Raw genomic sequence first — 24,557 nt, forward strand, 5'->3', positions numbered from 1 at the left:
ACCGGCTGCTTATTTCTTAGGAGCGGCACCCTGGGCCTGAGCTGGTGCGCCTTCCTGTACAACTGCTCCTTCGCGAAGGTTCTGTACACCTTCCACCGCGATTTTCTCGCCTTCTTTAAGTCCGTCTTTGACGATGATATTCGAGCCGATGGCTGTGCCTAGCACCACTTTGCGCTGGGTAACCTTGCTGCTGTCGCCTGCTACGTATACAAAGAACTCGCCCAATTGCTCGGTAACGGCTTTGTAAGGAATTACGACGGATTTAGTGCCTGCATTGTTGAGCACCATCACCGTGCCGCTCATGCCCGCGCGCAGCTGGCTATCCTTATTGGGGAACACCAGACGCGCTTTGATGCTACCGGTCTGTGGATCCACAGCGCGGTCGAGTAGCGCGATCTTGCCATGAGCCGGGTAAACGTCCGTTCCGAATTTGATCGAGAATGTCGAGTCGCTTGCCTTTTGAGACTTCATCAAGGTGGTGAAGCGGTAAATTTCCTTCTGGTCCACGTTGAAATCCACTGCCAGCTGATTGTCGGTCGAAACTTTGTTGAGCACCGTTTGGCCCGCAGAAACAGGCGCACCAACTTTCACTGCCGAAATGCCGATAAGACCATCAAATGGCGCGACTACCTTGGTGTAGCGCACGCTGGTCTGGCTCGCTTTAATGCTTGCCTTGGCAGCGTCCACCTGTCTTTTGGCTACTTCGAGCGCAGCATCAGCATTATCGACGAGCTGCTTGGCCACCGCGTCGTTCTTTTCGAGCTCGTGGTAGCGATCGGCATCTTTCTGCGCGCGGGCCAGGTTGGCTTCCTGTACATTCAGGGTAGCTACGGCCTGATCGTAGTTGGCATCGTAGAGTTGGGCATCGATCGTGTAAAGCAGCTGGCCTTTGCGTACGCGGGCGCCATCCGTAAAATGAATGCCGGTTACAAAGCCGGTAACTTGCGGGCGCAGTTCAACTTCGTTCAACGGCACTACGGTTGCGGGGTACTCGTCATAGTACGAAGCCTCTGAGGCCCCTACTTCTGTGAGGGTTACCTGTACGGCCGCAGGAGCGGTAGGCGCCTGTTGCTGGTCTTTTTTGCCGCATGAGAAGATCGTCAATGCAAGCAGGGCAGCGGGATAATATTTGGTTGTATTTAAATACATATCATTAAAATATTTTCTAATGGAAGCTGGTGTTAAATGGGCGGGGGAGCCGGGTTACTGAATGTTAATCTGTCCGAGTGCTTTCTGAACGTCGATCTTGCTAGCCAGCACCAGGTACAATGCATTGTAATAATTGATGCGCGCCAGGCGAAGATCGGTTTCGGAAGTAACCACTTCGAGGTATGTTTTGATGCCCGACTTGTATTGCAGTTGGATCACATCATATACCTCACGCGCGAGCTCCACATTTTCTTTCTGGGCCAGCAGGTTGGTCAGGTTGCCTTTGTAGCCAGCCAATGCGCTCGCATATTCGGAGTTCACGTTGTTTTGAAGGCCTTTCAGGTCCCAATCCAGGCGTTTGAGCTGCCACTCGGCCTGTTTGGTATTGGCCTTTCTTTTGCCGCCCTGGTAAATAGGCAGCGAAAGGGTCAGCAAACCGAACGAGTTGGGATAGTTCTTGTTGTAAAGGTCTGAAAACTGGTTGTTCTGAAAGTTGAGGTTGTAGGCGCCGTTCAGCGACAGGTTAGGCAAATAGCTCCATTTATTGTACTGCAAATTCGCTTCGGCCAGCTTTTTCTGTGTTGCCAGTATCTGGTACTCGATCCGGCTGTTCAGGTCAACATTCTGCAAGGTGTCCAGGGCGATTTCGCGCTCCATCTGTAAGGTATCATAGCTGATTTGCAACGCTTTGTTAAGCGGGTAACCCATCAGTGTTTTCAAATACTCCAGTTTGGCTTTCAACACTTCCTCGTTGCTTTTCTTATTGGCACGGGTGTTGTTGAGCGAGATGGTCGCCCGTTTGTAGTCGATCTTGTCGGTAATCCCCGATTTGTACTGGTTCTGGGCATCTTTCAGGCTGCGTTCCAGGCGCAGGATATCCTCTTCGGCCACGCGGATCTGCTGGGTAGTGGCCAGCACATCATAAAATGCCTTGGAAACACTCACGGCCAGGTCGGTTTTGTTGTTGACCGTATTCTGGCTTGCCGCAAAAAGCACATCGCCGCGGGTGCGCTTGGCTAGCAGCACATCGCGGTTGAAAATTTGCTGGGAAAGCGTGAACTGTGTAGCCGAAACGTTGTTAACCCCCAGTTTCACCGGATTGCCGGCGATAATACTCGTCTGGACGATAAAGTTGTGCTGCAAATTGTAGTTGAAGCCGATCTGCGGATACCAGTCGGCCAGTTTGGCACGGACCTGGTTGGCCGTAATCTGCTCGTCGATCAGCGATTGCTGGATCGCTGGCTGGTTTTTGATAGCGTACGCAACCACTTCCTGTAAAGTTGCCTGCTCCAAGACCGGCGCTTCCCGGCTAGTTTCCTGGATGCCCTGAGCCAGGGCGGTACTGAGCAAATTCAATAAGAGGAATGCCGAGCTAAGCGCCAAACGCGTCGTTTTTTGTGGCTTAGACCAATACTTCATGTAGGTTTTAATTAGAATTTTGGATAGAAATTAAGTGGTACTGTCTGGTGATGAACAGGTTTGTTAATTGGAAAAAAGCGTGAAAAGGATCAGCTATCCGTGGCTAGGAACAGGATTTTGACCCCCGAAAAGAAAGGATGGATTGGCGTTAGCATGGCCAGCAGGTTTAGAGAACGTTTTTGTAAACAATCGGTGACATTAGTGGGCTGCGTATAAGCTTCCCCGTTGTCCGATTGTACTTATTAAGGATTAAAATGAGGGAATAGTTTCCTATCTCTTGGAAAAAAATGGGTAGCGCACCATGAATTCTTCAAAATGTGTAATTTTAAAAGAGAATTATGCCGTACTAGGACATTTCAAAGGCATTTGTTATGCGTAAAAATTACGCATTAGCATTTTCTTCGACCCTTGTTTGATGCTGCGGCCAGATCTTCTCGATCAGCCCTGCGAAGATGATCACCAGCGCGCAGCCGATCAAATTCAGCCACAGGAATGCGGTCAAATCGATCACGTAGCTGACGATGACGAATATTTCTCCGATAATACTCCCGAAGAAAACCGCCCGGCTGCCGATATTCTTGAAATAGAACGCCACCAGGAATATGCCCAGGATAGTGCCGTAAAACAGCGAGCCGAGGATATTGACCGCCTCGATCATGCTGCCCAGCCGCGAAGCATACTGCGCCACCGCGATACAGAACACACCCCAGAAAAACGTCGCCCAGCGGGATGCGGCTACATAATTGCGGCCGTCCTCGTCCTTGCGGACAATCCGCTTGTAAATATCGATGATCGTACAGGAAGCCAGTGAGTTATACGCTGCGGCGACCGAGCCCATCGACGCGAGCAGTATCACCGCAATCAGCAGGCCTACCATGCCCGCAGGAAGGTAGTCGATCACAAAACGTAGGAAAATGTAGTTCACATCGTTGGTATCCCCGCCATTGGCTTTCGAGAGTACGGCTGCGGCTTCTTTACGCACGTCCTTTACCTTGGTTTCCAGACCTGCCAGAGCGCTGCGGGATGCCGCAATAGCTTGCTGGTCGTCCTTTCGGATGGCCTCGGTGAGCGCCATTACCTGCGGGCGTTTCACCGCCTGAATTTCTTCGTGCTGCTTTTCCAATGCGGCATACTCGGTCGCATAGGGGGTTGATTTGACCCGGTCGACGGCCGTCTGGTTGAAGAATAGCGGCGGCGTGGTGAATTGGTAGAATGCAAACACGAGCACGCCCACCAATAGAATCAGGAACTGCATCGGGATTTTCAAAAGGCCATTCATGGCCAGCCCGAGCTTGCTTTGCCCCTGTGAGCTGCCGGTCAGGAAGCGGCCGACCTGCGACTGGTCGGTGCCAAAATAGGAGAGCTGCAAAAAGAACCCGCCGATCAGTCCCGACCACACATTATAACGGTTATTTAAATCGAATGTGAAGTCAATCAGATTCACCTTACCCATTTTGCCTGCTACGTGCAAAGCATCGGTAAACGAGACCTGCTCGGGCAGGAACTTTACCACCATCACACCCGCTACGACCATGCCGATTGTGATAATGCCCATTTGCTGCAAATGCGTGTGCGAGACGGCACGGGAGCCTCCAAGCGTAGTGTAAAGAATCACCACTCCGCCTGAAATGATGTTAGTCCAGGTAATGTCCCAGCCCAGAATTGCCGAAAGGATCAACGAAGGGGCATAAATGGAAAGGCCGGTAGATAAACCGCGCTGCAACAGGAAGAGAAATGCAGTGAGCGCGCGTGTACGAAGGTCAAAGCGGCCTTCGAGGAATTCATAAGCGGTGAATATTTTGAGCTTCCCGAACTTGGGTACGAATGTCACGCACAATACCACCATCGCCAGTGGAAGCCCGAAATAGAACTGTACGAAGCGCATGCCGTCGGTATAGGCCTGGCCGGGAGCGGACAGGAAGGTGATGGCGCTGGCCTGGGTGGCCATCAGCGACAGTGTAACGTGATACCAGGGCATCGACTGACCGGCCAGCAGGAACGAATCCATCGTGTGCTTCTCACGGCTGCGGTAAATCCCGTAAAGTACTACAAATAGAAGGGTAAGCGAAAGAACAATCCAGTCGAGTGTGCTCATTGAAAATGGGTCATAAACAAATAGAAGAGGACAATTTGCAGTGCGAGCATGCCGATCAGCAGAATGTACAGCTGTTTCCAGCTATTGACAAATGGGGGCAGCCCGTCGCGGTCCTGCGAGCTATTTTCTTTTATGATCATCGTTCGGGTCGAAAGGTTTAGTACTGAAAAATGGCCGGGTATTGTACCACAAGCAAAAGTAGAACGGTTTTAACATACTTTTAGCATGTAAAAATGTTAACGAAGCGTTAACGGTAGCTATATCCGTCACGTTGGCGGACAGGACAGAACAGGCTAGTTGACTAGTTTATAATTATTTATTTTCCCGCAATATTACAATCCTGAACACCAAAACTATCCACTTGTGAAAAACTACCTGGCCTTCCTTTTACTTTTTCTATCCCTGCTTGCCGGCAAAGCCGTTGGGCAGGAGCTGACCGGCTCCGATGTATCCGACCGGGGGCTTCCTCCCATTTTCGATAATAGCTACGACGCTCAGAGGGATTCAAGGATCCGGCAGTATCTTTCTGCAAAGCGCATTGTGTGGATGTCCGATCGCAGTGGCGTTAGTGTAGTGGATGCTTCCAATCTGCTCAGGAAAGGCACTGGTCAGGCGGATCTGGTACATAGTAACTTCGCAAAGCTAATCAGCAAGGAGGGGGAAACGCCGGGTATACTATTTGATTTTGGAAAAGAAATACAAGGAGGCATTCAGATTGTGACCGACCAGCCTGCTAATCAGAAGCCGATCCGGATCCGCATCCGGTTGGGAGAATCGGTCAGTGAGGCAATGTCAGATATTGATACCATTCAGGGCGCGACCAACGACCATGCCATGCGTGATTTTACCATTCAGGTACCCTGGCTGGGCGTGATGCAGGTAGGCAACTCCGGTTTCCGCTTCGCCCGGATCGATCTGGTGGACGCTGATCGCGAGCTGCAACTGAAAGAAGTGCGCGCCATTTTCGAATACCGGGACATTCCTTACCTGGGCTCCTTCAAAAGTAACGACGACCGCCTGAACACAATCTGGAACACCGGCGCCTACACCGTGCATTTGAATATGCAGGAATACCTCTGGGATGGTATAAAGCGCGACCGCCTGGTGTGGGTAGGGGATATGCATCCGGAGGTGATGACGATCAACACGGTTTTTGGTAAGAATGAAGTAGTGGCCAAAAGCCTGGATCAGGCCCGCGATATTACCCCGCTACCGGGCTGGATGAACGGTATCAGTGCCTATTCGATGTGGTGGGTACTCATTCACCGCGACCTATATAAAAATCAGGGCGATTTACAGTATCTGCGCAAGCAGCAAAAATACCTTGTCGCGCTGCTTGACCAGCTGATGCAGAAAACCAAAGACAACAAGGAAAGCCTGGACGGCACGCGTTTTCTGGACTGGCCGTCGAGCGAAAACCCCAAAGGCATTCACGCGGGCCTGCATGCGATGATGATCATGACGTTGGAAGCCGGAGCAGAGCTTTGCCAGATCCTGGACGAGCCCGCGCAAGCCACGCGCTGCAAAACGATGGCAACGCAGATGAAAATGTATGTCCCCGACGCGAATGGTTCCAAACAAGCGGCCGCACTGATGGCCCTGGCAGGGCTCATGCCTGCCGAAAAGGCCAATGCAGATGTGATTGCCATAGGCGACTGCGAGCGTTTTTCGACATTCTACGGCTACTATATGCTGCAAGCCAAAGCCAAGGCCAAGGACTACACCGGCGCGTTGAACTGCATCCGCAATTACTGGGGCGGTATGCTCGACATGGGCGCTACTACTTTCTGGGAAGATTTCGATCTGGCCTGGACCCAAAACGCTGCGCCGATCGACGAGCTCGTGCCGGACGGGAAAGACGATATTCACGGGGATTTCGGGGCCTACTGCTACAAAAAGCTCCGCCACAGCCTCTGCCACGGCTGGGCCTCCGGACCTACTTCCTGGCTTTCCGAGCACGTACTGGGTGTGAGTGTGGTGGAACCGGGTTGCAAGACCATCCGCATTCAACCGAACCTGGGCGATTTGCAATGGGTGGAAGGCACTTATCCGACACCGATGGGTGTGGTGAAAGTCAGGCACGAAAAGCAGGCCGACGGCACTGTTAAGTCCAATATTCAGGCTCCCAAAGGTGTGAAAGTATTACGTTAGGCATTAACTGATTGTTTTATGAAGAAATATATGCTGCCGGTGATGCTGGTATTAGGTACCATTTTGGCGAATGCCAAAGGGCTCGTGCCGGGTTACCTCCGCTGTGAATATAAAGTATCACCCGTGACGGATGTCCTTCATCCGCGTTTGAGTTGGGAGCTGACGTCGGCGGAAAACAACCAGGTGCAAACTGCCTACCAGGTTCTGGTGGCGTCCTCTGTCGAGAAGCTCACGGAGAGTAGCGCTGATTTATGGAATTCAGGCAAAACGGCTGGGCGCAGTACCGCGCAGATCGAATATGCGGGAAAACCGCTCGCATCACGTAAAGTGTGCTACTGGAAGGTCAGGAGCTGGGACAAAAATGGTGCGGCCGGTGAGTGGAGCAAGCCCTCGCAGTGGGAAATGGGTTTGCTCGGTAAATCGGAGTGGAAAGGAGAATGGATTGGTCTGGACCTGGATCATTTGGGAAAGGGGAAAGTGTACCATTTACCGCCTGCTCCATATTTGCGCAAGGAATTCACGATCCGCAACGGGATGAAGAAAGCGCGGCTGTATGTGACGGCATTGGGCTTGTATGAGTTTAGTATTAATGGAAAAAAGGCCGGTGACGCGTTTCTGACTCCCGGTTGGACGGATTACGACAAGCGCGTTTATTACCAGACCTACGATGTGACCACCGATTTGAAAGCGGGCAAAAATGCATTGGCCTCGCAGCTGTCCTACGGTTGGTACGCGGGCTATTTGGGTTATTCATTATTGGTAAAAAATCCGGTGGTGCGGGCATTTTATGGGAAAGTGCCTGTGCTGAAAGCGCAATTGGAGGTGGAGTATGCAGATGGGAAAAAGGAAACCTTCGTGACTGATCAGAGCTGGAAAGCAAGCCAGGGCGCGCTGCTGGAATCGGATTTGCTCAACGGGGAAACTTATGACGCGCGTTTGGAGCAAAATGGCTGGAATAGGGTGGGTTTTGACGATAGTCGTTGGAAGAGTCCTCAGGTGTTTGCAGATAAAGCCGAGCGTAAAATCCAGGTCTATCCCGGCCCGCCGGTGAAGATTACCCAAACGTTGAAAGTAGTAAGCCGGAAAGAGCGAGGGAATGGTACTTACATTTTTGATATGGGCCAGAACTTCGCCGGCATCGTGCGCCTGAACGTTAAGGGGCGAGCGGGTGATACCATTCGCCTCCGCTTTGGTGAAAAGCTATACCCCGATGGCAGGCTTATGACCGAAAACCTAAGAATGGCCCGCGCTACTGATACCTACATATTAAAAGGCGATCCGGCGGGCGAAACCTGGGAGCCTAAGTTTACATTTCATGGGTTTCAGTACGTGGAAGTGAAAGGATTGAGCAATGCACCGACAGAGGAAACGCTCACCGGACTCGTGATCGGCTCGGACACGCCAAAAGTCGGGACATTCGAGACCGATAATGCGATGGTCAATCAGCTCTACAGCAATATCGATTGGACGCAGCGTGCCAACTATGTAGATATTCCCACCGATTGCCCGCAGCGCGACGAGCGCATAGGCTGGACGGGTGACGCGCAGGTGTATGTGAAGTCGGCGGCATTCAACCGGGACGTGGCCTCGTTTTTCACCAAATGGGTGGTCGACCTGAACGACGGGCAATACGAAAACGGGGCATATCCACTCTACGCGCCGCGCCCGAACCTGCGCAAAACGGATACTTTCTCACCGGGATGGATGGAAGCCGGTATTATCTGTCCGTATCAGATTTACCGCACCTACGGCGATACCCGTATGATCCGTGACGGCTGGGCTGATATGGTGCAATTCATGGATTTTCTGGACGTAAGAAGCAAGGGAGGCTATCTTTTCAAAGAGAACGCATTCGCCGACATCGATCCAAAAGGTGGCTTCGGGGATTGGTTATCATTTGGCAAGAAAACCCCGCCGGACATGCTCGCTTCTTTTTACTATGCCTACTGCGCCGATCTGATGGCAGAAATGGCAGCAGCGATAGGGAATGCAAAAGACCAGCAGCGGTTTACCGAGACGGGCAGAAAAGTCAGGGAAGCGATCCGCGCCCATTATGTCGATCCGCAGGGACGTTTCAAATGCGACGATAAGGCGTACGGCAATGGTGCCGGCTATGTAGACGGGTCCCTGGGTTTCACCGGCCATACCCAGACAGCCTATGCCAACGCCATTTACATGAATATTATCGCTCCTTCGGACCGCGGCACGGCGGCCAGCTACCTTACGGATCTCTTGAAAGAGAATGGTGATAAGCTCGCTACGGGCTTCCTGGGTGCCAAGCCGCTGCTCCCCGCGCTTTCGGCCACGGGCCACTCTGATCTTGCCTACAAATTGTTTCTGAGCAAGGAGTTTCCATCCTGGGGGTTTGAGGTTGAAAATGGTTCTACTAGCATCTGGGAGAGGTGGGACAGCTTCACCAAAGAGGGCGGCTTTAAGTATAATGCGGCCATGAACTCGTTCAGCCATTATGCATTCGGAGCCGTGTGCGAATGGATGTTCGGCAATGCTGCAGGGATCATCATGACTAAACCCGGATTTGAAACTTTCGACATACGCCCCGAGATCGCTCCGGACGGGATGGGCAAGGATGGAATCAGTCATCTGAAAGCATCAGTACGCACAATTAACGGCACGATCGTATCGGAATGGAATAAAACTGACGGTAAACTGGCGATGCATGTGATCGTACCTGTGAATACCTACGCACGCATACACGTGCCGGTGAGTAAGGATGCGAAGGTTTTGTTGAATGGCCAGGTTTTGTCGGGCGAAGTACTTAGCGCAGCCGATAAAGATGAAAGACACCAGGTCTTAGAAGTAGGTTCGGGGGAGTACGAATTAATTGTAACGTATTAATAATTTATTGTAACATGTTGATAAATAGCTATTTACTTTGCTACTTTGCGCAAAGTAAATCCTCTATCAACGTTATAATAAGGACTAATGAAACCTATCGAGAAAAGCTCGTATGCTTTACCATATGCTCTATGTAAAATTCTAAAAATCGCCTTCTGGTCCATTACAATTTCCTCCCGCGTACCGGTCGTCGCCCAGGACGTCGACACCACTACCAGCCATAGGCACGGCTGGGCCGAGATGGCAGCATATGGATCAACAATTTCCCGTACACCTTTCTGGCTTCATGCCAATCAATGGGGCACTGTCCCTACGACCGGCCAGGCAGTAAGTCTGCGTGCCGGCGTTGTTGGCAGGCAGCCGTTTTCAAGTCAAACCGCACCCAAAGCGAAATGGACCTATGTTTATGGGCTGGAACTAGCAGGTAATGCAAGCAAGCATAGCAAATTTTTGCTGCCACAAGCTTACGGCGGAGTTGCCTTCAAGGGAATTCAGCTTACGATAGGTAGAATCAAGCAGTACGTCGGGTTTAATGACCACGAGTTGGGGACGGGCTCTTACATGTGGTCCGGAAATGCGCTTCCCATCCCGAGAATCCAGATCGGCTTTGAAAACTACACCCCGCTGTTTAAGAACCTGCTATACTTCAAAGGCTTTTATTCGGACGGGTTCTTCGAAAATAACCGGCCTGTAACCAGCCATTTGAAATTACATAACAAGGCGCTTTACCTGCGACTGGGAAGGCCGCATGGAAAACTGAAACTGCACGGCGGATTCAACCACGCGGTACAATGGGGCGGTAAATCACCTTATTTCACAGAAAACGGACAAATGCCCACGGGTATCAACAGCTACTGGTACGTCGTGACGGGCTTCAAGCCCAAGGGCAAATCCAACCTTTCCAACTTCGACGAAACGAACCGGATCGGAAACCACGTCGCAAGCCTGGATGCCGGCCTGGAATTGGATTTGGAGAACGTGAATGTTTTGGTTTACCGGCAGAATCTGGTCGAGGACGGTTCGTTGTTTTATCTGAACAACATCAAAGACGGGCTGAATGGAGTGGTTTTTACGTTCAAAAAAAGTAGTTCGGCAGACTTCTCGGTCGGCAAACTCACATTTGAGTTGCTCTATACCAAAAGCCAGGGAGGAAGCGTGGTAACCAACCAGAGCGGTATTCGCGGGAAGGACGATTACTTCAATAATGCCCAGGTACGTGACGGGTGGTCCTATTATGGCAGGGGCATCGGAACCCCTTTTATCACAGCCACATCGGAGAACAACTGGCCCAGGTATGCAGACTTTTTTACAAACAATAATCGTGTCTGGGTTGTGCACACCGGCGCGAAAGGCGTTTGGACAGGCATTAATTGGACAACCAAGCTCTCACTTTCGAGCAACCAGGGCACTTACGATCAGCCGTTTTCCTCAAAAGTGTATCAATTTTCTGGCCTGCTCGCCGTGGCGAAGCAGACCAGTTTATTAGGCGGTTCGACGCTGAAGGCAGCCTTGTCTGTCGATCAGGGCAAGCTGTTCAGCAATGCGGCCGGTTTGATGCTTTCCGTCAGAAAGGATCTCAGTTTTTAGGAAACCTCCGCCAATAGCCTTTCTACGCAAGTGGAAAGGCTATCACGCCAGTAGGGGATGGTGATGTCGAAATTCGCTTTGATTTTGCATTTGTCCATAACCGAGTAGGCCGGGCGCACGGCGCGTGTCACATATTCCGATGTTTTAACCGGGTTTAGTTTTATGGTGGTTTCGCTCAGATCGAAAACTGCTTTGGCGAAATCATACCAAGAAGTAACGCCCTCGTTGCTGTAATGGTAAATACCATAGGCGGTGCTGCCGGATTCGGTAATGTCCAGAATCGCATTCGCCAGGTCGATCGCGTAGGTTGGTGAGCCCACCTGGTCGACGATCACACCCAGCTGCTCGCGCTCACGACCGAGGCGCAGCATGGTTTTAACAAAATTGTTACCGAATTCGGAATACAACCAGCTTGTGCGAATGGTGAAATGCTCAGGCAAAATCTCACTGATAGCCACTTCGCCTTCGAGCTTGGTGAGTCCGTAGATATTTTCGGGCTCGGCCGGATCGGTTTCGGAGAGCAGTTTGGGAATATCACCTTTGAAAACGAAGTCCGTTGAAATGTGGATCAGCGTTGCCTGGTGTTTTTTACACACTTCGGCAATATACGCCGCGCCATCGCGGTTGACTTTCCGGCAGGTATCCACGTCGTCTTCGGCTTTGTCCACGGCCGTGTAGGCCGCACAGTTAATCACGAACTGCGGTTTCTCAGCTGTAAAAAGCTTATCGAGCAGTTCTTTGTCGAGGATGTTGGCGTTCTCTTCCGAAGGGAAAGAAATGTCGGTAATGTTACGTTCCGTTGAGTTTTTTTTAAGGCAGCTTCCCAGCTGACCTGAGGCTCCTAATACGACTATTCTCATTGAGTATTTGTTGAAATGCGTTCTTTGCAAATTTAAAGAATGCCACAGGGAAGCGGGTATTATTTGTTGATTATTATTTTCCGGGAAGTAGTTTTGCCTTTATCGTCTTCAACACTCACCAAATAGGCACCTGCGGGAAGGCTGTTCACATCGATGCCCTGCGCCCTATTCCCGTTTACAAAGATTACCCTACGGCCAGTCAGGTCAAAAATCGATACCTGGCGGATCTTGCCGTCGTTTCGGATGAATATCCGGTCGGTAACTGGGTTAGGATATATGGCGGTTTCAACTTCGGAGAACGAGCTGTTGTCTTGCTTCGCAATTTCCTGACCGTCGAGCGGTACATTACTGCTATCGGCCCCTGCAAACATCTCGCGGGTATTTTGCGGAACATCGGTGCCAAAAGTGTAGACGTTGTAAGTGTTTGGGATAATAGCAGCGCTGGTCGTTATGGAACCGGATGTCACGGTGCTTGCCGAACCCAGAATGGACGTTGCGTCGACGGTCGAAGCGAGTTTTACCCATTTTGTACCGGTCCAGCCCACGATAAACAGTCTTGAAATGCTATTGTTTTTCAGCAGGGTCGCGATATTGCTTTCTGTGTTCCACGAGATAGTAATCTTTGTCGCCACAGCGCCCACCACATCCCAATATTCCACGTTAGATACTGCGGTTATACTGGCGTCTTTGGAGGTTATCGGAAATGGCGCGCCCAATGGGAGAGGCGGATAATTGCCTCCCTTGGGATCGCTTGTAATAGCCACCGACGGGTTGGCAGCGAAATATGCGCCATATGCTCCGTCGACCGTTGTGGACATAGGACGATAGATCCCATTATCCGATAGCGGAAAAATGAATTTTCCTGCCCCCTTTACCCTCACATAACCATCGACCGACTGCCCTGTGATAACCGCAGTACTGGGGTAGGTGACCTTTCCGACCGGGCTTTTCCGTTCCGCGTAGATCACTTTCCGCGTTTGTGCCTGCAAGCTGTTCATTCCGATCAGCAGCAGACAAATCGTTCCTAAAATTTGTAAAACCTTTCCTATCATCTCTTTTATAAATTCTAATAATGAGTAGCGTTTTGTGTGACACAAAAATAGAATTTATACTACACATAAAAAAATGTGCCGCCGGAAAAATGATGGGATGGATTGGGCTAAAATACAAAAGGCGCCATTGGCGCCTTTTGTGATACTTTAAAGTTGTGGATACTGTAAGATAAATACTACTGACCGCGCCCAAGAACCATTACTTGCACAGTTCTGAAAATCAATTGAACGTCGTCAAAAACACTATAAGATTTCAGATATTGAAGATCGTATTTGAGGCGCTCGACATTCTTGGCAACCGTATCGGCATAACCCACGTTGATTTGTCCAATCGATGTGATGCCAGGCTTTACAGTCAAAAGTCGCTGGAAGTCGTGCGGAGCTGCTTCCATGAGCATGTCCACGTCATATTTGTACAACGGGCGCGGGCCCACCACCGACATTTCACCTTTCAATACATTGATAAACTGCGGCAGCTCGTCCAGACGCGACTTGCGCAGGATACGGCCAATGGGCGTAATACGCGGATCGTTATCGCCTTTGGAGTGCTGCAAGCCCATTTTATCGGCATCCACACGCATGCTGCGGAACTTGTAGATGTAGAACAACTCACCCCAGCGTCCCGACCGCTGCTGCTTGAAGAACACAGGTCCGGGAGATGTGATTTTGATTGCCGCCCACACCAGGAAGAATACCGGCGCGCCGAGGATCATCACGATCGTGGAGAATATCAGGTCGAACGCCCGTTTAACAGTCTGTTCGTTCAGGCTTGAAAACGGCTTGGTATTGATCTCGATGATCGGGTACATGTCGTGGTACTCGATCGTAGCCATATTCGTCATAAAGCCGCGGAAGTCGGGTACCAGGCGAATGTGCGTACGTTGGCGTTCACCCATGCGGATTACTTCCTTTACTTGCTCGTCGTTCATTTCCGACAAGCAGCAATACAGGTAATCCAGCTGTTTTTCTTTGACCATCGCTTCCAGTGATTCGATCGCATTTTTTTCCGAAGAAGGATCGATTGCTCCTGAAAACCGGTAGCCGAGCTCCTTGCGCTCCGCATAAAATTCGCGGATCAGGGTGGCCAGGTCGCCCTTGCCTACGATCCCGTACCGATTGTAGTTGTAACCAGCCTGGCGATATACTTTCAGAAAAAGCACAGCCCCTGCTCTTGAAGCTGAGGACAGCGAGATGAACATAACGTAAGTCATCAGGAACTGGTAGCGCGAATACTCCTCGCCTTGCTTACTGAGGTAAAGAAATGCCATCATTACCGCTCCATGTACCGTCACCGCTTTGAGGAATGCAGCGAGCTGGGTGTTGAAATGGTACGATAACCGAGTAAACCGGTAGGTTTTGAAAACGTAAATGGTGAATACCCACACGAGGTTCGCTACCAGTAGCAGATTTACATACTGATTGGCAAAGAGCGTGGAAAGACCGCTTTCAAACCGGAAGATGTAAGCAAAGAAGAACGAGAGATTCAGGAGTGCGACGTCCGTCCAGAGGTGAGCCTTAGGCAGTAGCCCAGGATAGTGATTTTTCATAAGTTTTATAACGTTGAGTGTAAATGCCTTTCAGGTACCAAATCTGTTAGGGTTTTTTAGGCTATCAATTCGGGAAATCTGTTAGTATTCAGATTTCAGTCTTGATCTACCAACCCGTCCGGATGCATTCAATGGTATGTAACAAGTTTAAGGCATTTCTTTCTTAATTCAAAACAGTGCAATTATCCAAATGTTGTGTTTTGTTGATAATTAATAGATTATGTTCTAAAAATTATACAATTATTTTGCGGGTGCTGGATATTATCCTATTTTGGCATTTTAATCTACTATCCAAAAATTCGTAGAATTAATTTTTGTAGTATATCAGGAAGTGGTGATTTTGTAGTTACCCAGCAGATTTAACTCTCCATTGCCCTCAACGTGAACCTGTTTGACGGTGATATCCTGGCCGACGGAGATGGTGTGTCCGCTGTTGATGATGACGACATCATTCGGCCCGGGCATTCTACCGGTGGACCAAATTGCCCGGTCAGGCCACATTCCCGAGCCGAGGGACTGGACGGTGTCTGAGAAGAGGGAAGTCGTTGCAAAGTTCTTGTAAAGAATACTGTTTGAAGTAGTTTCCGTAGCACCGAGCCAATCAACGAGCAGATCGCGGTAGACGCGGCGAAAGTCGACTTGCATTTTGATTTCTTGATTCTTGTTCCAGGATGGTGCCACGATCGGGTCCAAATCGGTGGTAAGGATCGGTGCAGTACCGACGATTTGTCTTTTTATCCCAGATCCAAATATGAACATGGGAGCAGCAACCCCGTGGTCGGTTCCTTTTGATGCATTAGAATTTGCACGACGACCGAAGTCCGAGAAAGTCATCCCAATTACCCGGTTTTCAGTACCCTGAAGCGCCAAATCTTTTTGGAATGCTGTAATTGCGTCGGAAAGTTGTTTCAACAGAAGGGAATGTTCTCCTTCAACTGTCGTTGTGCTTACTTGATTGGCGTGTGTGTCAAAACCTCTCAGTTCTACATAATAAATCCTGGTTTTTAAGCCTCCGTGTATCAGACGGGCCACTACTTTCAGTTGTTCTGACAAATCATTCGTCGCTACGCCCGGGGGGTATGAAGCTAAATTGCTGCCTTTTTCGCCAGCTGCCTTTATTTCAGCAGCATAGCCGACAGACATTACTTGCTGTTCCCGGTAAAATTTCATCAATATCCCCGCATCACAGCAAGGGAGGGTAGTGTCCGTCACCGGATTCAGGTTTCCCATCAGTTGATAGAAGCTTCCTGGATTTTGGATAGATATGTTCATGGGCTGAGAAGGCCCAAGAAGAGTTGTTGTATTAATGTACCCAATCTGAATTGCTAGCGGATCGGTCATATCGGCATTAGGAAAAGCACCAGGATATCCAGGGAATCTCTTATCGAGATATCTACCAGCCCAACCTGTTTCAGAATATTTCTCAGAATCGACAGCAGTCATCCATATATCTGATGAACGATAATGGGATTGGTTTGGATTGGGGTAAGACACGGAGTTTACTATGCTGAGCTTTCCTTGGTTGTAGAGTTCCTGCATACCAGTCATAACCGGATGGAAACCGAATTCGGAGTTGCCTGACAGCCTTAGGATCTGACCTTCGGGAATCGCGATATTGCTTCTCAGATTATAATATTGAGAATAATATTGAAGTGGAATAACTGTGTTTAAACCATCATTGCCGCCATTAAGATAAATAACAACAAGCACCTTATCCTGCTCTGCGGCAAGAGATTGGGAGATGGTGGAAAAAAATGGGGAATTTCGTCCAAAGGTTTTAATTCCTAACCCATCAATTGTAAGTGGTAGGAGGAATGAGGACGCAGCTGATATAAATTCTCTTCTTTTCATAGCGGTATTTGCTCAAAACACGTGATATTCTGCCATACTAAACATATGCCTCAGCAACAGACGGCATCTTCTTTGTACGGCATTTTTTTTGTTGATATCAGTGGGTGCCGCTCGGTAAGCATTCCATTCATTGATCCAAGTATTTCTGGTAACACCTGTCATCATGATGGAATCTATCAGGAAGTTTTTTTGATTTTGCGTAAGCTCAAATACGAAGAGGTTTTGAGTCATTTGTTCAACAATAAATTCACTCGTGATGGCGGGCGTCCCTTGAACATCTGAAAAATTGGGTTGGAGGGCAGTCGCCCAGGCGACTAAGTCGATCCAAAGCACATATCCCGGACGAATCTCCTGGTCGGTGTGAGGAATAATATACCGATCTGTCACGTAATTACGTAATCCTATCGCTGTACCATTAATCCAGTTTTTAGAATATCCGGTTTGATAATAAGGTACATAACCAAAAACTGATGGCTGATCTATAAGTCTTTGTTGTAAGCTAGCCATATTGTCGTAAGCGAACTTGCCATATATCCGGAAGGCGCGAAGATCTCCCATCATATTAGGAACCTTCATCTCGAAAAATCGCAAGGTGCCGATTACCAATTCCATGGGTGATTTAAAAATCGCCCCACGGTTTTTCTGATCGTAGAAAATTTCGCTGCTTAGTAAAGCTCGAATTAGGGGTTCTATGCGGAAACCATTTGCGGGCGCGGAAAATAAATTGGCGAGTGGGATGATTACGTTATTCTCAATCTCCAAATCGATGTTGGCATTGACGTACCATCTGTACAGTTTTCTGCATATATGCTTAGCAGATTCAGGATGTGCCGTCAGGATATCAATCAACTCGTGAATTTCCTGCTCAGCACCGCTTTTGTCGGTTCGCCCCTGTATAATCCTGCTCCCGTATTTAGATGAAAATGTTTTAAGATCGGGGTCATGGCGATCGGGAGTGAACACCACTTCGAACGAAGTAGACCCTTCTGCGAGGTAGTTTTTGACTTGCCACCCTGTTAGCACTTTTGCGGCTGCTTTTACATCGTCTTCTAGGTAATTGGGATTGCCATAGAAATCTTTTTGTCCAACAACAAATAACTCTTGCAACTCCCTTGCATAATTTTCATTTGGTTTAGTTTTAGCATTTTCGTTACCGTTCTGAAACAGTAGCATGGCTGCTTCATTAGTCATTTCAAAAGTCATGGTTTTGAAATTCCCGAGCGCATTCCGCCGCAAAAGTTGCATGTAGCTGTCGGTCATTCTATAATCGAAGACAACACCTTGCGGAACAACAAAATGATTTTGCCAGAATGTAGTCAGTTTTTCTAGAACGGAAGGTGGTTTACTCTGGTCTGCCATCAGGGTGGCCCACCAATAACGGATGTAGTAGCACCATTCGCTGCGGCGCTCCTTGTTGAAAGGAAGTGTTAAAAAAGGCTGACCTGCCGTAGGTTTGGTTTCATCCAAATCTACGGGTGGCGGCGGTGAAGTATGGTAGGTGGAATTCGCTATAAGCTGATTAACAGCTTGTGCTGCCGAAAGCCCGGAAAAGGCAGCGATTTCCTGTTTCGTTGGGCCAAAAGTCGCGCGTCTCAGAAGATGCGCGGCCGTATTGGCGTCTAGCGGCGTCTGATAAACATCCAGATATGGCATATATTTCCCCTCTTATCGTTCGTATGGTGCTATAATAGCCATTTGATCAGGCATTTACAGCACCATACAAAGGTACTCGAAAATAATAATATCTAAAAATAGTTTGAATTATTTTATAGAATTTATTCTACCTTTCGATAAGAGATGTCAAACTTTATTACCGCAATTTTATATGCTCAGCTTTGCAGGTTGGGGAAGTAGTTTGAGCAGATATTTACCATAGCCACTCTTTACCAATGGCTGAGCGATTTCGTTTAGTTCTTCCGCGCCTATGAAGCCCATTCGGTAAGCAACTTCTTCGATGCATCCAATTTTGAGCCCTTGGCGTTCTTCAATCACTTGTACAAACTGGCCGGCTTGCATTAGCGACTCAAAGGTACCAGTATCGAGCCAGGCAGTGCCACGGTCCAAAACACCGACTTTTAGCTTGCCGGATTCAAGATATGCCTTGTTCACATCCGTAATTTCGTACTCTCCTCTTGGGGACGGAGCGATTGACTTGGCAATATCGATCACCTGGTTGTCGTAAAAATAGAGACCGGGTACAGCATAGTTTGATTTGGGATTCAGTGGCTTTTCTTCGATAGAAAGAGCATTAAATGACTCGTCGAACTCCACTACGCCGTAGCGCTCGGGGTCATGTACCTGGTAGGCAAAGATGACCCCGCCTTCGGGATCGTTGTTGGCTTGCAGCAATTTCGATAAGCCAGAGCCATAGAAGATGTTGTCTCCAAGGATCAAAGCCACTTTATCATTCCCGATAAATTCCTCGCCGATGACAAAGGCTTGAGCAAGACCGTCTGGATTTGGCTGCACGGCATAACTAAACTGACATCCGATCCGATTTCCATCGCCTAGAAGCTTTTTAAAATGAGGCATGTCGTGAGGCGTGGAAATAATAAGTATCTCTCTGATCCCCGCGAGCATCAGTATCGACAGCGGGTAGTAGATCATTGGCTTATCGTAAACAGGCATTAGTTGCTTACTTACTGCCAATGTAAGCGGGTGAAGGCGGGTTCCTGAGCCGCCAGCGAGAATAATTCCTTTCATATTTTCTTTCAACGTTGAGTAACTAAAATTCTATCTTCTGTCATACATCTCATTATAATAATGCTTGTACTCGCCAGAGGTTACATTGTTCAACCATTCGGTATTGTTCAAATACCAATCGACGGTTTTGGCCAATCCCTCGTCAAATTGCAGTGACGGCGTCCAACCCAGCTCATCTTTCAACTTTGTGGCGTCAATTGCATACCGGAGATCGTGACCGGCGCGATCAGTAACGTATTGGATAAGTTGTTCGGATGTTTGCTCGGGCCGCCCCAGTCTTTGGTCCATTATATTGCAAAGCAGCTTAACCAAATCTATGTTCTTCCACTCATTGTGTCCCCCAATATTGTACGTTTCTCCAACTTTCCCTTTATGGAAAATTACGTCGATTGCCCTCGCATGGTCCTCAACAAACAGCCAGTCACGAACATTCTCCCCTTTTCCGTAAACCGGCAAGGCTTTGTTGTTGAGAATGTTGTGAATCATAAGGGGGATCAATTTTTCAGGGAAGTGATTAGGGCCGTAATTGTTGGAACAATTTGAGATCACAACCGGCATTTTGTAAGTATTGTGGTAAGCCCGCACGAAATGATCGGACGAGGCTTTGGATGCGCTGTAAGGTGAGCGGGGGTCGTATTTTGTGGTTTCAAGAAAGAATTCCTTCGGGTCATGAAGCTCGCCATAGACTTCGTCGGTGGATACGTGATAGAAAAGGCGATCAACAAAATCACCCTTCCAGGCCTTGCGCGCAGCATTTAGCAGGTTTACGGTCCCCAATACGTTGGTCATAACAAACGCCATCGGGTCTGAAATTGACCTGTCCACGTGAGATTCCGCGGCGAGATGAATCACACCCTGAAAATCATTCTCTGCAAAAAGCGCTTCTAAAAAAAACGCGTCAACGATGTCCCCTTTAACAAACGTGTAGTTGGGGAGATCTTCAATGTCGGAGAGGTTTTCCAGGTTGCCGGCATAAGTGAGGGCGTCCAGGTTGAAGATCTGGTAATTGGGATATGATGTAACGAAACGTCTCACTACATGCGATCCGATAAATCCGGCACCACCGGTGATCAGTATTTTTTTTGGATTGTTCATTTTTTGCTATTTAGGACTCCTCAGACGGTAGGTTTGAAAATCGTTTCAAAGGTTGGTAGTATTTGATCCTTTTCAGACACTATTGGGTTTTCGATCCCCCAGGGAATGCTGAAAAAGGGGTCATTCCAGCGGAGCCCGCCTTCGGATTGCTTATGATATGTGTTGGTACACTTATACTGGAAAATAGAGTCTTCCAAAGCTGCAAATCCGTGCGCGAAACCTTCTGGTATATACACCATTCTGCCGTTTTCAGAGCTCAGTTCAAATAGCTCGAATTTGCCAAATGTGGGCGATTCCGGGCGAAGGTCTACTGCAACGTCCAGTACTTTACCTTGGATCACTCGCACCAGCTTGCCTTGTGCATGCGGCGCGTGCTGAAAATGCAGTCCGCGGACTACTCCCTTTTTTGAAAATGATTGATTGTCCTGAATAAAGTTCTCAGTAAAGCCCTGGCCTTTCCAGACCTCGTCGTTGAAGGATTCGAAAAAATGTCCTCGATCATCACTGTAGATGGACGGTGTAATCATCCAGACGTCAGGAAGAGATGTTTGATTGAATTTCATGTTGCGTTGAGTAAATGGTTCGAAAATGATTTTCGTATTGATCTATGATGTTATTCCATTCATAAATGTGTTTGATCTTGTGTAGGTTGTTGGCTACATAGGGCGTATGCTGATCTTTCCGTACCGTTTCAATACACTTCCTTACATCGTCGGCGTTGCGGAAGTAAAGGGCGTCGTCTTCGAGAATGGTGGAGTTAAATTCATTCTGATTGGCACAGATCAGCGTTTGCGATGCCATGGCTTCCAGTAACGAAGGGTTAGTCCCTCCAACGGAGTGTCCGTGGAAATAGATGTTTGAATAGTAACGCAGGTTGTTCAACGCGTTTATGTCGTAAATCCCACCTATGAAGTGAATATTCTTGGATGAGGAATATTTGTTTTTCAGATATTCGCCATACTTCGTCGCATGCTTGCCGACAACAAGGAACGGGTTCTTGATGGACGCTTTTGATACGCCTTCCAAAATTGTATCCACATTGTTTTCCGGCTCGAGTCGTGCGATGAGCATGTTGTACCCGTACGGCACCAGATCGTACTGTTTAAGAATTTCAACTGAGGGGGCCTCGAATGGAAAAGCACCATAAGGGATATACGTCGATGGAATTTTATATTTATTTGCCAAATAGTCCTGTATTCCCAGTGAATCTGCAATCCAATGGTCGCTGTAAACCGTTCCCAGATACTCGGCCCATTTAAGGAAGTTTCTGACGGGTTTTGAATACTTCGTCCTTTTCCATTCCAATCCATCCATATTGGTAGTGATAATGCAGTTTTTGCGTGGCAGCAGCCACCCCCAAACTGTACTACTCGTATAACCGAGTTGAAGAATGATGTCGTAGTTTTGTTTGCGAGAGTGTAAAATGCAGTTCAAATCGTAAACAAACTGACCCGCAGTTCCCCATTTATCCTCAGGATCATTGCAATGAACTAATTTCACGCCGTTCCATTCGGATTCCTGATACGGATGTGAATGTGAGTTGTAAACAGTAATGTCGTGTCCCCGTTCTACCAGGCCTTTGGCGAGATATTCCGCAAATTGTTCAAATCCACCGTAGTGATTGGGAATCCCACGTGTACCTATGATCGCTATTTTCATAGAATTTATTTTTTATGTATTCCTAGATGTCTTGATTATTTAATTGTCCTGAATTCCGTTCTCTTTTCCCACCCAGTTTGTTTTTGAAGTGTCCGCACCTGTTTTTGCAGCGATCCCGAGTCGGAGGATCTAAGGGGGATTCCGGATTTAAGCAAGACAACATTCTTCTCTGACTTGAATGAATTTTTCCCTGCGATTTTGTCACGCGAGAACATATAACTCGAGCGAGGATTTTCAAATTGATTGCCCGAAATTAACAGGTCTCCGTCGGCGACTTCCCATGCATGGATTAGCAGATGTACACCCACGTTCTTATCAGTCCTGACGGCATGGGACCAGCCGAAGCCGGAGTTTGTACAGCGATTATTTATGAATTTACAATTTCTAAATCCTGATTTCCAGCCCTTTATCCAAAGTTCAAAAGATTGTTCATTCTTGTCAGCTATATTATTACGGAACACTACATTATCAAAATAGGAATTTACGGCTCCACCCTGCATTGTGTACGCGGCATCGAAGACCTGTGATACGGAGCAATCCTCTATCAAACAATTGGTTGCAGAATTAAATAGTTCAATACCATTTCCGTACCTCGTGTTTTTAATTTTTGCTCTCGGCAAATACGATCCGCCGATTTCGGCGATATCAACGTGTTTTATCTCGATGTTTGATACGCTATCACCCTGGATTGCATGACCTCCCGTGCCAACCAGTTGGATGTCCTGCACAGTCATATCATCGCTCAGCTCGATTATTGTGTAGTTACCGGCAAGCTGAATATTGTAGGGATTGATATCGTCGTTTAATTTAATATAAAGATAACCATCCATACTGGCGAAATCCCAGTTTTTAGACAAAGATGTTTGGTCGGGAAACTTTGATCCATAAATCACCCCGTTCACTTTGATGAACCCAACATTTGAATCTGTCAAGTTGGTATACCCATTGAGTTTGGATGGGTCGCGAAGATTCACGCGCCATACGTCATTCGCCTGTTTCTCAAATGCACCTCGCACTACTTTCTTGTACAAGCTTAGCACAGGCTTCTGATTCGAAGCTCCATATGCACCGAGGGTGATTTTTTCCCTCTTATCAGATTCGGGTATTCTTTTCAGACTGAAATACAGTGTGTCGCCACGGTGCAAAAGATAGGTATATCCCCTATATAACTTATGCAAAGTCTTCCAAGGTTTTGTGGAATCCCTACCACTGTTCAAATCGTTTCCGCTGCTGGATATATATATTCTGTTTTGTGAAAAAGCTTTGTCACACACTGAAATAAATAGTAGCAGTATCAAGAACTTTTTCATACTCTTATGGTTCTTATTTGATGAACAAAGTCACCGTTTTTTATCGTTACCCGTTCAGGATTTTGTTATAAAAATTCTTGGTGAGTGCGCCAATATTTACCCAATCATAATTGGTTCTGATGATTAAATCTGATTTTTGCTTAACAAGGTTTAATTGGTCCGGATCGCAAGCCAGACGTACTATCTGATTTGCGAGATCGTCTGCATTTTCGCTTTGAAAAAGAAAGCCGGTTTCATCGGATTTGATGATTTCCATAAAAGGTTTGAGGTCTGAACAAAGGACGGGTTTTCCATAGCTCAGGCTCAGAAGCAGCACGCCACTCTGATAAATTTCGCGATAGGGGAGTATTACCAGATCGGCGTTTTCATAGAAATTGACGACTTCTTCATCTGGGATGTATCGAAAATCTGTGGTCACTACGTCGTCAATGGAAAGTGTAGTAATCAGCTCGCGATACTCGTCGAGGTCACTCTTCCAGGCTTTTCCGCCTATTGTAAGATGAATCGCATGCCCCTGCTGCTTGACTTTTGCTACCGCTTGCAAGAGCACATCCAAACCTTTCACCTTTTTTATCTGACCGAAAAAGAGCAGTCGAAGTGGAATTCTGGATGAACTCTTTTCTTTAACGGGTGTAATGAAAGGAATGTAATTCCCATGTGGGATTACGGCAGTGGGACGTTTGTTTATGTTTTTCTCAGCAAGAAAATCCAATGAGGTTTGATTGTGAACTATAACGCCGTCGATGAGGGCATAGCAGAGCTTTTCAATTGATCGACTGGCCTTTTTGTCAAATGCGTTAACATCGTGGACGGTTACGACAGATTTGAAGCCCATCAGCTTACTGAGGACTAGAACTAGGAGATCGATTGACCTGAACGTAAAAAAATGCAGATGAACTATTTCCGATTTTTCATCCCTGGCTTTTCTGAAAGCTATGTAATGTCCTTTCAGATATTCAATTGTTTTAGAGGCAAAACTCCTGGTCCATAAATTATTAAAACAAATCACTGTTTTCACATTAGGGTAGGAGCGGGGACTGGTCTTGTCGCAAGTGTAATAGCTGACCGATACACCATTTTCGCCTAGCCCATAAGCCAATCCATAATCATAGTAGTCCATTCCACCATGCCCACCAACAGGTTCAATGAGGGCAATGCTGGGCAAACCAGAGTCGTTAAACGTACTTAATTTCATAACGTTGAGTATAAATTACTGATCAAGG

General features: G+C 47.9%; 18 protein-coding genes. 3 read left to right on the top strand and 15 right to left on the bottom strand.

The annotated features are described in order from the left end of the window. Nucleotides 1-9: 9 nt before the first annotated feature. The 4 genes from CLV60_RS24980 to CLV60_RS34315 form a co-directional block, all read right to left on the bottom strand. Nucleotides 10-1,149 (bottom strand): efflux RND transporter periplasmic adaptor subunit, encoded by a 1,140-nt coding sequence (locus CLV60_RS24980; RefSeq protein ID WP_106598108.1) that lies wholly within the window; start codon nt 1,147-1,149, stop codon nt 10-12. Between the two features lie 54 nt (nt 1,150-1,203). Next, complete coding sequence (locus CLV60_RS24985) at nt 1,204-2,568, bottom strand: TolC family protein (protein WP_106598109.1); 1,365 nt, start codon at nt 2,566-2,568, stop codon at nt 1,204-1,206. A gap of 382 nt (nt 2,569-2,950) precedes the next feature. Then, entirely contained in the window at nt 2,951-4,663 is a 1,713-nt protein-coding gene (locus CLV60_RS24990) for a sodium:solute symporter family protein (protein WP_106598110.1), read from the bottom strand. Continuing rightward, nucleotides 4,660-4,803 (bottom strand): hypothetical protein, encoded by a 144-nt coding sequence (locus CLV60_RS34315; RefSeq protein WP_170118858.1) that lies wholly within the window; start codon nt 4,801-4,803, stop codon nt 4,660-4,662. The genes CLV60_RS24990 and CLV60_RS34315 overlap by 4 nt, the downstream gene beginning before the upstream one ends. 223 nt (nt 4,804-5,026) lie before the next feature. Between CLV60_RS34315 and CLV60_RS24995 the strand changes: the two genes are divergently transcribed. The 3 genes from CLV60_RS24995 to CLV60_RS25005 all read left to right on the top strand — a co-directional run bounded on the left by CLV60_RS24995 (nt 5,027) and on the right by CLV60_RS25005 (nt 11,257). Next, a complete protein-coding gene (locus CLV60_RS24995) occupies nt 5,027-6,814 on the top strand; it encodes an alpha-L-rhamnosidase-related protein (protein ID WP_229211120.1) in 1,788 nt (595 codons plus the stop codon). An 18-nt stretch (nt 6,815-6,832) separates the two neighbouring features. Beyond that, entirely contained in the window at nt 6,833-9,670 is a 2,838-nt protein-coding gene (locus tag CLV60_RS25000) for a family 78 glycoside hydrolase catalytic domain (protein WP_106598111.1), read from the top strand. Nucleotides 9,671-9,757: 87 nt separating this feature from the next. Then, entirely contained in the window at nt 9,758-11,257 is a 1,500-nt protein-coding gene (locus CLV60_RS25005; protein WP_106598112.1) for a capsule assembly Wzi family protein, read from the top strand. On the opposite strand, the gene rfbD is transcribed toward CLV60_RS25005, so the two are convergent. The 11 genes from rfbD to CLV60_RS25060 all read right to left on the bottom strand — a co-directional run bounded on the left by rfbD (nt 11,254) and on the right by CLV60_RS25060 (nt 24,529). Further along, nucleotides 11,254-12,117 (bottom strand): dTDP-4-dehydrorhamnose reductase, encoded by an 864-nt coding sequence (gene rfbD, locus CLV60_RS25010; protein WP_106598113.1) that lies wholly within the window; start codon nt 12,115-12,117, stop codon nt 11,254-11,256. The genes CLV60_RS25005 and rfbD overlap by 4 nt on opposite strands. Nucleotides 12,118-12,176: 59 nt before the next feature. Continuing rightward, on the bottom strand, nt 12,177-13,169 hold the full coding sequence (locus CLV60_RS25015) for a T9SS type A sorting domain-containing protein (protein ID WP_106598114.1): 993 nt from the start codon (nt 13,167-13,169) through the stop codon (nt 12,177-12,179). A gap of 176 nt (nt 13,170-13,345) precedes the next feature. Next, nucleotides 13,346-14,716 (bottom strand): sugar transferase, encoded by a 1,371-nt coding sequence (locus CLV60_RS25020; protein WP_106598115.1) that lies wholly within the window; start codon nt 14,714-14,716, stop codon nt 13,346-13,348. 324 nt (nt 14,717-15,040) lie between these two features. Then, nucleotides 15,041-16,567 carry a DUF1501 domain-containing protein gene (locus CLV60_RS25025; RefSeq protein ID WP_106598116.1) on the bottom strand — a complete coding sequence of 509 codons (1,527 nt, stop codon included), beginning with the start codon at nt 16,565-16,567 and terminating at the stop codon, nt 15,041-15,043. Nucleotides 16,568-16,579: 12 nt separating this feature from the next. Next, nucleotides 16,580-18,220, bottom strand: coding sequence for a DUF1800 domain-containing protein (locus CLV60_RS25030; protein WP_106598117.1), 1,641 nt, complete (start codon nt 18,218-18,220; stop codon nt 16,580-16,582). A 168-nt stretch (nt 18,221-18,388) separates the two neighbouring features. Next, nucleotides 18,389-19,270, bottom strand: a complete 882-nt coding sequence (gene rfbA, locus CLV60_RS25035; protein WP_106598118.1) for a glucose-1-phosphate thymidylyltransferase RfbA — start codon at nt 19,268-19,270, stop codon at nt 18,389-18,391. Between the two features lie 30 nt (nt 19,271-19,300). Continuing rightward, nucleotides 19,301-20,365, bottom strand: coding sequence for a dTDP-glucose 4,6-dehydratase (rfbB, locus tag CLV60_RS25040; protein WP_106598119.1), 1,065 nt, complete (start codon nt 20,363-20,365; stop codon nt 19,301-19,303). Nucleotides 20,366-20,385: 20 nt separating this feature from the next. Beyond that, nucleotides 20,386-20,928, bottom strand: coding sequence for a dTDP-4-dehydrorhamnose 3,5-epimerase (gene rfbC, locus CLV60_RS25045; protein ID WP_106598120.1), 543 nt, complete (start codon nt 20,926-20,928; stop codon nt 20,386-20,388). Continuing rightward, nucleotides 20,900-22,024 (bottom strand): DUF1972 domain-containing protein, encoded by a 1,125-nt coding sequence (locus CLV60_RS25050; RefSeq protein ID WP_106598121.1) that lies wholly within the window; start codon nt 22,022-22,024, stop codon nt 20,900-20,902. The genes rfbC and CLV60_RS25050 overlap by 29 nt, the downstream gene beginning before the upstream one ends. A 35-nt stretch (nt 22,025-22,059) precedes the next feature. Further along, nucleotides 22,060-23,334, bottom strand: coding sequence for a right-handed parallel beta-helix repeat-containing protein (locus CLV60_RS25055; protein ID WP_106598122.1), 1,275 nt, complete (start codon nt 23,332-23,334; stop codon nt 22,060-22,062). 46 nt (nt 23,335-23,380) lie between these two features. After that, the gene (locus CLV60_RS25060; RefSeq protein ID WP_106598123.1) at nt 23,381-24,529 is read right to left on the bottom strand and encodes a glycosyltransferase family 4 protein; all 1,149 of its coding nucleotides are present in this window, start codon (nt 24,527-24,529) and stop codon (nt 23,381-23,383) included. Between the last annotated feature and the right edge of the window lie 28 nt (nt 24,530-24,557).

It is taken from the genome of Dyadobacter jiangsuensis (genome assembly GCF_003014695.1).
Classification (GTDB): Bacteria; Bacteroidota; Bacteroidia; order Cytophagales; family Spirosomataceae; genus Dyadobacter; species Dyadobacter jiangsuensis.